The organism is Streptomyces sp. NPDC002851 (genome assembly GCF_053591935.1).
In genome coordinates this window covers 15,752-28,683 of the sequence record NZ_JBSFUT010000047.1, presented here as the reverse complement: position 1 = coordinate 28,683, position 12,932 = coordinate 15,752, and the positions used below count along the sequence as shown (strand labels likewise).

Annotated in this window: 11 protein-coding genes; 6 read left to right on the top strand and 5 right to left on the bottom strand. The window is 68.3% G+C overall.

The features are described from left to right. The first annotated feature begins 66 nt into the window (after positions 1-66). Together ACWD10_RS33910 and ACWD10_RS33905 are read left to right on the top strand one after the other, a co-directional pair. Positions 67-840 carry an IclR family transcriptional regulator gene (locus ACWD10_RS33910; protein ID WP_451097517.1) on the top strand — a complete coding sequence of 258 codons (774 nt, stop codon included), beginning with the start codon at positions 67-69 and terminating at the stop codon, positions 838-840. 104 nt (positions 841-944) lie between these two features. Beyond that, positions 945-1,382 carry an SsgA family sporulation/cell division regulator gene (locus tag ACWD10_RS33905; RefSeq protein WP_451097516.1) on the top strand — a complete coding sequence of 146 codons (438 nt, stop codon included), beginning with the start codon at positions 945-947 and terminating at the stop codon, positions 1,380-1,382. A gap of 47 nt (positions 1,383-1,429) precedes the next feature. Here the strand turns inward: ACWD10_RS33905 and ACWD10_RS33900 are convergent, their stop codons facing one another. Then, on the bottom strand, positions 1,430-2,791 hold the full coding sequence (locus ACWD10_RS33900; protein WP_451097515.1) for a YibE/F family protein: 1,362 nt from the start codon (positions 2,789-2,791) through the stop codon (positions 1,430-1,432). Between the two features lie 198 nt (positions 2,792-2,989). On the opposite strand from ACWD10_RS33900, the gene thiC reads away from it, so the two are divergent. Then, positions 2,990-4,768: a phosphomethylpyrimidine synthase ThiC gene (gene thiC / locus ACWD10_RS33895; RefSeq protein ID WP_451097514.1), complete on the top strand. Its 1,779-nt coding sequence runs from the start codon at positions 2,990-2,992 to the stop codon at positions 4,766-4,768. Between the two features lie 79 nt (positions 4,769-4,847). Here thiC and ACWD10_RS33890 read toward each other — a convergent pair whose 3' ends face one another. The 3 genes from ACWD10_RS33890 to ACWD10_RS33880 form a co-directional block, all read right to left on the bottom strand. Then, positions 4,848-5,720, bottom strand: a complete 873-nt coding sequence (locus ACWD10_RS33890; protein ID WP_451097513.1) for a hypothetical protein — start codon at positions 5,718-5,720, stop codon at positions 4,848-4,850. 182 nt (positions 5,721-5,902) lie between these two features. Continuing rightward, complete coding sequence (locus ACWD10_RS33885) at positions 5,903-6,952, bottom strand: metallophosphoesterase (RefSeq protein WP_451097512.1); 1,050 nt, start codon at positions 6,950-6,952, stop codon at positions 5,903-5,905. Positions 6,953-7,158: 206 nt separating this feature from the next. Then, positions 7,159-8,265, bottom strand: a complete 1,107-nt coding sequence (locus ACWD10_RS33880) for a LacI family DNA-binding transcriptional regulator (RefSeq protein WP_451097511.1) — start codon at positions 8,263-8,265, stop codon at positions 7,159-7,161. Between the two features lie 379 nt (positions 8,266-8,644). Here ACWD10_RS33880 and hisC point away from each other — a divergent pair, with 379 nt between their 5' ends. Continuing rightward, complete coding sequence (gene hisC, locus ACWD10_RS33875; RefSeq protein WP_451097510.1) at positions 8,645-9,739, top strand: histidinol-phosphate transaminase; 1,095 nt, start codon at positions 8,645-8,647, stop codon at positions 9,737-9,739. 67 nt (positions 9,740-9,806) lie between these two features. Here hisC and ACWD10_RS33870 read toward each other — a convergent pair whose 3' ends face one another. Further along, on the bottom strand, positions 9,807-10,181 hold the full coding sequence (locus ACWD10_RS33870) for a cyclophilin-like fold protein (protein ID WP_451097509.1): 375 nt from the start codon (positions 10,179-10,181) through the stop codon (positions 9,807-9,809). 222 nt (positions 10,182-10,403) lie between these two features. On the opposite strand from ACWD10_RS33870, the gene ACWD10_RS33865 reads away from it, so the two are divergent. Next, positions 10,404-11,909: a cytochrome ubiquinol oxidase subunit I gene (locus ACWD10_RS33865; protein ID WP_451097508.1), complete on the top strand. Its 1,506-nt coding sequence runs from the start codon at positions 10,404-10,406 to the stop codon at positions 11,907-11,909. Between the two features lie 18 nt (positions 11,910-11,927). Continuing rightward, positions 11,928-12,932, top strand: coding sequence for a cytochrome d ubiquinol oxidase subunit II (cydB, locus tag ACWD10_RS33860; protein ID WP_451097507.1), 1,005 nt, complete (start codon positions 11,928-11,930; stop codon positions 12,930-12,932).

Genomic DNA, 12,932 nt, shown 5'->3' with positions numbered 1-12,932 from the left:
GGGCGGGTGTGCCGCCCACCCTCGTGGTTCCGGACGAGGGGACCCCAGGCGCCTCGGGAGTGAACCTTGACCACGGCCATCGGCAACACCGCCGCTCCGACCCTCATCGGCTCCGTACAACGGGCGATGCGCCTGCTCGAAGCCGTTGCCGCACATGAGGACGGGGCGCCCGCGAAGCAGCTCGCGCGCGAGGCCGGGCTCGCGCTGCCCACCGCCTACCACCTCCTTCGGACCCTGACCCACGAGGGCTATCTGCGCCGCGTGCAGGGCGTGTACGTTTTCGGCCCCGCGGCCGAGCGGCTCTCAGGGTCCGGAGCTCAGCAGAATCGTCGCAGCATGATCGGCGACGTCCTGGCGCATTGGCGCGATGCGATTGGTGTGCCGGTGTACTTCGCCGTCTACCGGGAGGGCGAGGTCGAGGTCGTGGACATCGCCGACACCCCGGGCAGCCCGGCGGTGGAGGAGTGGGCCGACTTCCGGCAGACCGCCCACGCTCATGCGATCGGCCAGTGCCTGCTCTCCCAGCTCGGCGCGGACGACCAGCGGGAGCATCTCTCCCGCTACCCGGTGCAGTCCATCACCCCGTACTCGGTGCGGGACGACCGGACGCTGCTGCGCCGGCTCGGCTCGCTGTCCCGGATGCAGCCCGTGATGGAGCGTCAGGAGTACGCCCTCGGCACGGTCTGCGCGGCGGTGCCCATCACCGCCGGGACCACGGCCGCCACGCTGGCCATCTCGCTGCCCCTGCATCAGAGCAGTCGACTGCTGCCCGCGGTACGTGAGTTGCAGAGTGACGTGGGAAGGAAGCTCGCCACGCTGGCCTTCTCTATCAGCATCTGAAAACTCACTCCTTGTGATCTGGTAAGTACGTTCAGCAAGATGCTTTGGGTCGGGAGGGCCATTCCTGGCTCCACTCACAACGCGGCAGATCGACGGGGTAGGCGATGCGCGAGTCGGTGCAGGCAGAGGTCATGATGAGCTTTCTCGTTTCCGAGGAGCTCTCTTTTCGTATTCCGGTGGAACTCCGATATGCGCCCCAGGACCCTTTTGCCGTGCGACTGACCTTCCATTTGCCCGGGGACGACCCAGTGACCTGGGCCTTCAGCCGGGAACTCCTGGTCGACGGGATCAACGGGCCGTGTGGCGACGGCGATGTGCATATCGTGCCCGAGGCGGACGAGCCGCCCGCCGAGGTCGTGATCCGGCTTCAGGTCGGCGCCGATCAGGCGCTGTTCCGGGCGGGGATCGCGCCGCTCACCGCGTTCCTCGACCGCACCGACAAGCTGGTGCCGCTCGGCCAGGAGCGCGCGCTCGCCGACTTCGACTCCCACCTGGACGAAGCGCTCGGCCGCATCCTGGCCGAGGAGCCGAGTGCGGGCTGAGCCGAAGCATCGGCTGAGCAGCGACAGGACCCGCCCCCGCCGGGCGGTCAGCGCTTGCGTCGGCGCCCCCTTCCGCCGCGCGCCGCGGCCCGACCGGCGGGGGCGGCCGTGGCGGACTGCTCCTTGTCCGCGGAGACGAGCAGCGCCGCGAGCCCCGTGGTCACCGGCACCGAGGCGACCAGACCGATCGAACCCACCAGCGTCCGCACGATCTCCTCGGCCACCAACTCGCTGTTGGCGACCGTGCCCACACTGCTCTGCGCGATCGAGAAGAGCAGCAGCAGCGGCAGCGCGGCACCGGCGTACGCGAGCACCAGGGTGTTCACCACCGAGGCAATGTGGTCCCGGCCGATCCGGATGCCGGCGCGGTAGAGCTGCCGTACGCCCATAGCCGGATCGGCCTGGTGCAGCTCCCAGACCGCCGAGGTCTGGGTCACCGTCACATCGTCGAGCACACCGAGGGAACCGATGATGACGCCGGCGAGCAGCAGACCGCTCATGTCGATATCCGGGTAAAGCCCATGGATCAGACCGGTGTTGTCGTCGGTGTTGCCGGTCAGGAACGCCCAGCCGATGAAGAGCGAGCCGAGCAGGCCGATGATCAGCAGCGAGATCAGTGTGCCCAGGACCGCCACCGAGGTCCGGGCCGTCAGGCCGTGGCAGAGATAGAGCGCCATCAGCATGATCGCGCTGGCCCCGACCACCGCGACCACCAGCGGATTCGAGCCCTGGAGAATCGCCGGCAGGATGAACAGGGTCAGCACCGCGAAGCTGATGGCCAGGGCGACCAGGGCCATGAGGCCGCGCATCCGCCCCACCAGAACCACGGCGAGCGCGAAGACCGCCGCGAGGATCCACATCGGAACCCCGCGGTCCACGTCGGTCACCGAGTACTGGAGTTCCCTCGGCGCCCCGGGGGCGTACGCCACCACCACTTCCTGGCCGTCGCGCAACTGCCGTGGCGCGTCCGGCTGGATGACCTCGACGAAGGTGCGGCCCTTGTGCGGACCGCTGGTCACCTCGACGGTGGCCTTCTTGCAGGAGCCCGTCTGGGAGCGCTGGGCCTCGCGGCCCTCAGGGGTCGTGGTGTCGCCGGTGGGCGGCGTCTGCGAGGCGTTCACGTCCTTGCAGTCGACCTCCTGCAGCTGCGTCACGACGGCCGACTCGGTCTGCCGGTCGAAGCCGACGCCGGTGCGCTCGTGCGGCGGTGCGCCGCCCGGCCAGAGCACCGCGAGACCGACCACCACGGCGGTCGCGAAGGGGATGATCACCGCGGCGATGACCTTCCGCAGATGTTTGGAGACGGGTGCGGCGGGACCGTGGGCGTGGCTGTGCCCATGGCCGTCCCCGGGGCCGTGGCCGTGCGGCGGTTCGGAGGGCGGAGGCGGTGGCTGGTGTGTGGTGGTCACCAGCAGATCATCGCAAGAACGCGGGGGGCCCTCTGTTCAGCGCGGCCGGTGTGACGCTAGCGTGGTGGCACCTTTGCAATCGCGGGAGCTCGGAGCACCGGGCTGAGAGGGCGCTGACCTCCGTAGGAGAACTACGGAAGCCGCTGCGTCGACCGCCGAACCTGTTACCGGGTAATGCCGGCGTAGGGAGTAGGTCTCATGACCACATCGGACGCACGCACGCCTGCCTCCACCACGAACGGCACGGAGGCCGGAGAGTCCATCGGCTGGCACAAGGCGTATATCGAGGGCTCACGTCCCGATATGCGGGTGCCGGTCCGCCAGGTGCACCTCACCAACGGCAAGGCCGTGACCCTGTACGACACGTCGGGTCCCTACACCGACCCGACCGCCGACACCGACGTCCGCCGTGGCCTCGCGCCGCTGCGGGAGAACTGGATCATCGCCCGCGGCGACACCGAGGAGTACACCGGCCGTCCGCTCCGCCCCGAGGACGACGGCCTCAAGCACACCTCGCCGCGCGGCGGCCTGAAGAACCTCGACGCGGTCTTCCCCGGCCGTCCCCGGCAGCCGCGCCGGGCCCGTGACGGGCAGGCGGTGACGCAGCTCGCGTACGCCCGCAGAGGAGAGATCACCCCGGAGATGGAGTTCATCGCGATCCGCGAGAACGTCGCTCCCGAGGTGGTACGCGACGAGGTCGCCGCTGGCCGCGCGGTGATCCCGGCCAACGTCAACCACCCCGAGATCGAGCCGATGATCATCGGCAAGCGGTTCCTGGTGAAGGTCAACGCCAACATCGGGAACTCCGCGGTCACGTCCTCCATCGAGGAGGAGGTGGAGAAGATGACCTGGGCCACCAAGTGGGGCGCCGACACGGTCATGGACCTCTCCACCGGCCGGAACATCCACACCACCCGCGAGTGGGTGCTCCGCAACTCCCCCGTGCCCATCGGCACCGTCCCGCTCTACCAGGCCCTGGAGAAGGTCGACGGCAAGGCCGAGGAGCTGAGCTGGGAGATCTACAAGGACACGGTCATCGAGCAGGCCGAGCAGGGCGTCGATTACATGACCGTGCACGCGGGCGTGCGGCTGCCGTATGTCCCGCTGACCGCCAACCGGAAGACCGGCATCGTCTCGCGCGGCGGCTCGATCATGGCGGCCTGGTGTCTCGCGCACCACAAGGAGAGCTTCCTCTACGAGCACTTCGAGGAGCTCTGCGAGATCCTCGCGGCCTACGACGTGACGTACTCGCTCGGCGATGGCCTCAGGCCCGGCTCCATCGCGGACGCCAACGACCGTGCGCAGTTCGCCGAGTTGGAGACCCTGGGCGAGCTCAACAAGATCGCCAAGGCGCACAACGTGCAGACCATGATCGAGGGCCCGGGCCATGTCCCGATGCACAAGATCAAGGAGAACATCGACCTTCAGCAGGAGGTCTGTGAGGAGGCGCCGTTCTACACGCTCGGCCCGCTGACCACAGACATCGCGCCCGCGTACGACCACATCACCTCCGGCATCGGCGCCGCGATGATCGGCTGGTGGGGCACGGCGATGCTCTGCTACGTCACGCCCAAGGAGCACTTGGGCCTGCCGAACAAGGACGACGTGAAGACCGGCGTCATCACGTACAAGATCGCGGCCCATGCGGCGGACCTTGCCAAGGGGCACCCCGGCGCCCAGGAGTGGGACGACGCGCTCTCCGACGCCCGCTTCGAGTTCCGCTGGGAGGACCAGTTCAATCTGGCCCTGGACCCCGACACGGCGCGGGAGTTCCACGACGAGACGCTTCCGGCCGAACCGGCGAAGACCGCGCACTTCTGCTCCATGTGCGGGCCGAAGTTCTGCTCGATGAAGATCTCGCAGGACATCCGGCGTGAGCACGGCACGACGGAGTCGGAGATCGAGGCCGGGATGGCGGAGAAGTCCAAGGAGTTCGCCGCCGCGGGCAATCGTGTGTATCTGCCGCTCGCGGACTGAACGGCTGAGCACCTGAACGGCGGCGCTATCGGGCGTGTTTCACGTGGAACGGGCCGTTTCACGTGAAACACGCCCGGACCTACTCGGGTTGGTGGTCCGGCCCGCCGAAGTCGGGGCTGGAGAAGTCCGGTCGCGAATAGGTCGGGCGTGGCCCCGCTTCGGGGCCGCCCTCGGGGCTGCTGAAACCGGGCCGGTGGTAGCCGAGGTGCGGCATGCGGTGGCCGTCGGGCGTGGACGGCGTCTGAGGGGGCTCCGGAGGAGCGGCGAGGGCCTCGCGCAGAAACGGCAGCACGCCGCGCTCCAGGAGGGCCGCACGCCAGGCTTCTCTCGCCCGGGCCACCTCCTCGTGCAAGTCACCCGGAGAGCCTGCCCGGAGTGAAGTGGAGCCGTTTCGTAGCGCGGTGAGCAGCAGGCCGATGGCGGCGACGAGGATACCGGCCGCGGTGAGGCCGCCGAACACCCAGCCGGTCGTCAGCATCGTGTCGGCGAACGCGGGCTCGGGGGTGAGCATCTTCAGGATGAAGCCGACGAGCAGGAAGATCACGGCGGCAGCGCCCGCCAGGACGGGGGCAAGCACGGCGAGAACCGCCACGACACCGGCGCCCGCGGACTCGGTGACCTCGCCCATGGCGGCGGCGAGACCGACGGAGCCCGAGCCGTCGGTGTGGCCCGACTCGGATACGGCCGAGGACGAGGTCGCGGACGGGACGGTGCGCGGCGGCTCCCGCAACTCCTCGCGGACCTTCACGTAATGCTGGTACTCGGCGGCTGCCGCGGCGGTGATCAGGGTGGTGGCGTTGAGCGCCATGGTGCGCAGCTGCTCGGGGTTGAGCCGGTCGCCGACCGCGGCGAGATCCGGGTGGTCCGGTGCCGAGCGCAGCGCCTCATCGAGGATCCGCTCGTAGTCCTGGCGGTCCTCGTTCAGCAGGTGCGGAGCGCTGTTCATGTGCATCCCCCGATGCTCCGTAGGGCCTGGATACCCGCACGTTCGCGGGCAGTTGGGCGGAAACGGAGGAGAGCCTGCTACGGATAAGCCGATGGTAGAGCGCCTACGGCACGCGGTGACAGGGGGTTTCCGGAAATTGGCCGCTGGTCAGCGAGGTTCGCTTCGCTGACCGCCTGCCCGGGCAATGGTCATTTATCCAAGGGGAGTTGGCAGACCAGTAGTTTTCCGGCCATGGTCACTCCGCCGTCCATGGCGATGGCGAGCCCGTCGGCGTACACATGCGGCCCCTCGACCTGAGGACCCGCGCCGTCTTCGCCGTCCTCGGAGCCGACCTCGCCGAGCAGATACGGGATGGGGCTGTGGCCGTGGACGATGCGGGTGCCGCCGTAGGTCCCGAGGAGTTCGCGGACGGCCTGTGCGCCGCCCTCGTCGCGGAATGCGAAGCGCTTGGTGAACTTGCGGAAGAGGTCCCAGCACTCGTCGGGGTCGTTACGGGTGAGGGCCTCGCGGATGGTGTCGTTGACGGCCTCGATCGAGTCGCCGTACCCGAGATACGCCGTGGTGTCGGAGTGCACGAGCAGGTGGTCGTCCTCCAGCTCGATGGCGTCGAGCCGGGCCATCCACTGCAGATGGACCTCCTGCAGGCGGTCCATGTCGGACTTCTGACCGCCGTTCAGGAGCCAGGCGGCCTGGAAGGTGGCGGTGCCCGCGCCGGAGTTCACCGGGGTGTCCCCGAACCGCTTGGCGCCGAGCAGAAGCAACTCGTGGTTGCCCATCAGGGCCTTGCAGTACCCGCCGGCGGCGGCCGCCTGTGCGGAGAGGCGCATCACGAGGTCGATCACGCCGATGCCGTCCGGGCCCCGGTCGGTGAAGTCGCCGAGGAACCACAGCCGGGTGTTCCCCGCGCACCAGTCGCCCTCGGCGTCGATGATGCCCTGCTCGCGCAGCGCGACCACCAGCTCTTCGAGGTAGCCGTGCACATCGCCGACGACATAGAGCGGTCCGGGTCCGTCCGGCGTGCCCGGTGCCGCCTCGGTGATGTGCACCTGAACCGTGTCCCCGCGATTGATGACGTCACCGCGGTTGATGACGGGCAGGTCGCGCTGGGTGGGCGTATAGCCGTCGGGTTCCTCGCTCAAGGGAGGCTCCTGGTCGCCCTGGTGCACATAAGCAGGCACGCGGAAATCGCGCACCGTGTCTGTACGCACCGCGGGTCCCTGACCGGCCCCCTGAGTCATCGACCCCTCCACCACCGTTGCGCCGCATTTCTCCACCAAGTCGGACGGCCTGGTCGCAGCGGTCCGCGGTGTCGTGCGCCCATCATAGGAATGCGGCTCGTGCTGTGTGATGCACCAGGGGTGGTGAATCAGGGCCGGACCGCAGTTCGTCGCGGTTTTATCCCGAATTGGTACGGCTCTTCGCTCGATCTCCTGCCGAGCAGGACCTATCCCTGGTCCGGTGTACGCGGTGGGCTGACCGTGGTGCGTGAGGGGCGCCGCTGCGAAGAGGTCCGTACGAGCAGCTCGGTCGGTATCACCTGCTCGACCGGGTGACCCTCCTCGGTGCTCTCGATCGCGTCGATGAGCAACTCCACGACGGCCGTGCCGATGCGGCGCGGTTTGAGGGAGAGCGTGGTGATGGGCGGCTCGGTGTTCGCGTAGACCGTGGACTCGCTGCAGCAGACCAGGAGCAGGTCTTCGGGGACGCGCAGGCCGTAGCGGCGGGCCGCGGAGAGGAGGTCGGTGCCGTTGGGGTCGAACAGGCCGTACACCGCGTCGGGCCGGTCCGGGCGGGCGAGCAGTCGGTCGGCGGCGACGGCGCCTGCGCACGGGTCGTGGGCGGGATACGCCTCGTACACCGGATCCTGACCGACGCGGTCGCACCAGCGCAGATAGGCGGTGGTGGAGAGCCGGGTGTAGGTGTCCGTGGTGGTGCCGGTGAGGAGGCCGATACGGCGGGCGCCGGCCGCGGCGAGGTGGTCGAGGATGCCGAGCACGGCGGCCTCGTGGTCGTTGTCGACCCAGGCGGTGACGGGCAGCGAGCCCGCCGGGCGGCCGTCGGAGACGACGGGCAGCCCTTGGCGCACCAACTCGCTGACGACCGGGTCCTGGTCCGAGGGGTCGATGACCACGGTGCCGTCAAGCGCCACGTTCGACCACACGTCGTGGCGCGAGGTCGCGGGCAGAATCACCAGGGCATAGCCGCGGTCGAGAGCGGCGGAGGTAGCGGCTCTGGCCATCTCCGCGAAATAGGCGAATTCGGTGAAGGTGAAAGGTTCATCCCCATACGTCGTCACCGTCAGGCCGATCAGTCCCGACTTGCCGGTCCGGAGTGTGCGCGCGGCGGCGGAGGGGCGGTAGCCGAGGCGGTCCGCGACCTCCCGGACATGTTGGCGGGTGGCGTCGGGGAGCCGGCCCTTGCCGTTGAGCGCGTCGGAGACGGTCGTGATGGAGACACCGGCTGCGGCGGCCACGTCCCGGATACCCGCCCGACCCTGCCGGCTTCCCCGAGTCTGTGCCCGGCTCACCTGGTGCTTCCCTGCTGCTGTCATGGCGAGCCGATAGTAGGGCTCATGAGGGGGGTCTCGACGGGCGCATATGCACCCGTTGACAGGCACGTTTCTGCATGGTGAAAGTATGTCAATGACCTTCGAAGGTAAGGGAGTTGGGGGATCAAGGGGTGCTCCCTAGGCCGCTGACGCGGGAGGGCCTGCCAAATCTCCGAGGTCTCGAAGAGGTCTCAACTCACCTGCACGGGGGATGCGCGCCACGGAGTGAGCCACCGGCGCACGGACCGCCAAGGGGCGCGCCCCCTCCCTGCCGCGCGGGGCGCAGGCGCGAGGGGCGGTTTTCCCCAGGGCATTCGCAGCGGGGCCGAATCCTCATAGGGTGAGCAGTATTCGAACCTTGGTGGTACGAGGAGGACCTGCGGTGAGCGAGAAGAGCCCGAAGCTGCGCGCCGAGCTGGACGGCATCCCGACGTACAAGCCCGGCAGGCCTGCCGCGGCCGGCGGCCCGGTGGCTTACAAGCTGTCCTCCAACGAGAACCCGTATCCGCCGCTCCCCGGTGTGATGGAGCAGGTGACGGTGGCGGCCGAGTCCTTCAACCGCTACCCGGACATGGCCTGCACGGGCCTGATGAGCGAGCTGTCCGAGCGCTTCGACGTCCCGCTCGCGCACCTGGCCACGGGCACGGGCTCGGTGGGCGTCGCCCAGCAGCTGCTCCAGGCCACCTCGGGCCCGGGCGACGAGGTGATCTACGCCTGGCGGTCCTTCGAGGCGTACCCGATCATCACGCAGATCAGCGGGGCGACGTCGGTGCAGGTGCCGCTGACCGAGGGGGACGTGCACGACCTCGACGCGATGGCGGACGCGATCACCGACCGGACGCGACTGATCTTCGTCTGCAACCCCAACAACCCGACGGGCACGGTGGTGCGCCGCGCCGAGCTGGAGCGCTTCCTGGACCGGGTACCGGGCGATGTGCTCGTGGTCCTCGACGAGGCTTACCGGGAGTTCATTCGAGCCGCCGAAGGTGAGGGAGGTGCTGTGCCGGACGGGATCGCGCTCTACCGTGACCGGCCCAATGTGTGTGTGCTGCGCACCTTCTCCAAGGCGTACGGCCTGGCGGGGCTGCGGGTGGGCTTCGCGATCGCCCATGAGCCGGTGGCGGCGGCGCTGCGCAAGACTGCGGTGCCGTTCGGGGTGAGCCAGCTCGCGCAGGAGGCCGCGGTGGCGTCGCTGCGGGCGGAGGACGAACTCCTGGGCCGGGTCGGCTCGTTGGTCTCGGAGCGGGTGCGGGTGTCCGCCGGGCTGACGGGGCAGGGCTGGACCGTCCCCGAGTCGCAGGCCAACTTCGTATGGCTGCGGCTCGGGGAGCGCACGGTTCCGTTCGCGGCCGCCTGCGAGAAGGCCGGTGTGGTGGTGCGGCCCTTCCCCGGCGAGGGCGTACGGGTCACGATCGGCGAGCCCGAGGCGAACGACATCTTCTTGAAGACGGCGGAGGCGTTCCGCAAGGAGTGGTGACCGGGTCCGGAAGAAGTCAGCTCGGGCCGCGAAGATCGGGGAGACGGGCCCTAGGGGGTGTCTCCCTCTAGGGCTCGACCAGCTCCACGCGGATCGGGTCACCGCTGCGGACCGTGGCGAGGCGGCGGGGGTCGCCGTCGAGGGTGCCCAGGAGGTTGCAGGGGCTGGCGAGGCGGCACTCGTCGCCACGGGATATCGGCGTGGGGCCGTATGGCAGGGCGAGCGCGTCGCCGTCGGTCCAGAAGGCGACGGTGCCCGGCTCGACCACCTGCTGGGCGTCGGCCTCGCGGTCGACGACCACGCCGGTGTCGAAGTAGACCTCTTCGCCCCAGGTATTGGCGGATGCCGTGAGCGGCAGGGCCGTGCGGAGCGCCTGGGTGGTCGGGGTGTCCTCGAGGGTCGCGGTGAGATGCCCGGCGGGCCAGGAGATACGGATCTGCATGCCGCGGATTCAACAAGATGTTGAAGTTCTTGGGAAGAGGTGGAGCAGGGTCCGGTTAAGGACCCCCCACCTGAACCCGTTCGAAAGTCCATGCGTCATAATGGCTTGTGAATGTGAACGCGTTCACAAGCTTGCCCCTCTCGTCCTGCTTTGACTGCGATGGCCGGGGCGGAACCGGGCAAAGTGCCGCTGTGATTACGGCGACGTAAGGAGACTGACGACGTGGACCTGGCACTGGCGCCAGAAACTCTGGCGCGATGGCAGTTCGGCATCACCACCGTCTACCACTTCCTCTTCGTCCCGCTCACGATCTCGCTAGCAGCGCTCGTCGCGGGCCTGCAGACCGCGTGGGTGCGGACCGAGAAGGAGAAGTACCTCAAGGCCACCAAGTTCTGGGGCAAGCTGTTCCTGATCAACATCGCGATGGGTGTCGTCACGGGCATCCTGCAGGAGTTCCAGTTCGGCATGAACTGGTCCGACTACTCGCGGTTCGTCGGTGACATCTTCGGTGCCCCGCTCGCCTTCGAGGCGCTGATCGCCTTCTTCTTCGAGTCCACCTTCATCGGGCTGTGGATCTTCGGCTGGGACAAGCTGCCGAAGAAGCTGCACCTGGCCACCATCTGGATGGTCTCGATCGGCACGGTCCTCTCCGCCTACTTCATCCTCGCCGCCAACTCCTGGATGCAGCATCCGGTCGGCTACCGCATAAACGGGGAGCGGGGCCGGGCCGAGCTCACCGACTTCTGGCAGGTGCTCACCCAGAACACCGCCCTGGCCCAGATGTTCCACACGCTCACCGCGGCCTTCCTGGTCGGCGGCGCGTTCATGGTCGGCATAGCGGCCTTCCACATGGCGCGCAAGAAGCACGTGCCGGTGATGAAGACCTCGCTCCGCCTGGGCCTCGTCACCGTCGTCATCAGCGGACTGCTCACCGCGGTCAGCGGCGACATCCTCGGCAAGATCATGTTCGAGCAGCAGCCGATGAAGATGGCCGCAGCCGAGGCGCTCTGGGACGGAGAGGACTCCGCGCCCTTCTCGGTCTTCGCCTACGGGGACGTGGACAAGGGACACAACACGGTCGCCATCGAGGTCCCCGGCTTGCTCTCCTTCCTCGCCCACAACAACTTCAGCGAGCACGTCCCGGGCATCAACGACCTGAACGAGCAGATGCAGCAGAAGTACGGGCCCGGCGACTACCGGCCCAATATCCCGGTCGCGTACTGGGGCTTCCGCTGGATGATCGGCTTCGGCATGGCCTCGCTCGGCATCGGCCTGCTCGGGCTCTGGCTGACCCGGAAGAAGTTCCTCCTGCCGCAGTCGATGCGGGTGGGCGAGGACGAGGTGCCGCATCTCGTGCTCTTCCGGAACAAGGCCCTGAGCCCCAAGTTCACCAAGCTGTACTGGTGGCTCGCCCTTGTGACCATGGGCTTCCCGCTGATCGCCAACTCCTGGGGCTGGATCTTCACCGAGATGGGCCGCCAGCCGTGGGTCGTCTTCGGGGTGCTCAAGACCTCCGCCGCCGTCTCCCCCAATGTTTCCCAGGGTGAGGTCCTCACCTCGATGATCGTCTACACGGCGCTCTACGCGGCGCTCGCCGTCATCGAGGTCAGGCTGCTCGTCAAGTACGCCAAGGCCGGACCGCCCGAGCTCACCGAGTCCGACCTCAACCCGCCCACCAAGATCGGCGGCGACCGTGATCCCGACCGGCCGATGGCCTTCTCGTACTGAGCCCTGAGGAGCGCAAGCATGCAACTCCACGACATCTGGTTCGTGCTGATCGCCGTCCTCTGGATCGGCTACTTCTTCCTCGAGGGCTTCGACTTCGGGGTGGGAATCCTGACCAAGCTGCTCGCCCGGGACCGGACCGAGCGGCGGGTGCTCATCAACACCATCGGTCCCGTCTGGGACGGCAACGAGGTGTGGCTGCTCACCGCCGGTGGCGCCACCTTCGCCGCCTTCCCGGAGTGGTACGCGACGCTGTTCTCCGGCTTCTATCTGCCGCTGCTGCTCATCCTGGTCTGCCTGATCGTGCGCGGGGTCGCGTTCGAGTACCGGCACAAGCGGGATGAGGACCGCTGGCAGACCAACTGGGAACACGCGATCTTCTGGACCTCGCTGCTCCCCGCGCTCCTCTGGGGCGTGGCCTTCGGCAATATCACCCGGGGCGTCAAGATCGATCAGGACCTGGAGTACGTCGGCACCTTCTGGGATCTGCTCAACCCGTACGCGATCCTGGGCGGGCTCGTCACCCTCTCCCTGTTCACCTTCCACGGCGCGGTGTTCGTGGCCCTGAAGACCACCGGGGACATCCGGATGCGGGCGCGGAAGCTGGCGCTCACCCTGGGCCTGGTGACGGCCGTGCTCGCCCTCGGCTTCCTGATCTGGACCCAGGCCGACAAGGGCAACGGCACGAGCCTCATCGCGATGCTCGTGGCGGCGCTCGCCCTGGTCGGGGCCATCGGGGCCATCAAGGCGGGGCGCGAGGGCTGGTCGTTCGCGCTCTCCGGGGTCACGATCGCGGCCGCGGTGGCCATGCTGTTCCTGACGCTCTTCCCGAACGTCATGCCGTCCTCGCTCAATGAGGCCTGGAGCCTTACGGTCACCAACGCCTCGTCGAGCCCGTACACCCTGAAGATCATGACCTGGTGCGCCGGCATCGCGACCCCGATCGTGCTGCTCTACCAGGGCTGGACCTACTGGGTGTTCCGCAAGCGGATCGGCACACAGCACATCGCCGTCGATGCGCACTAG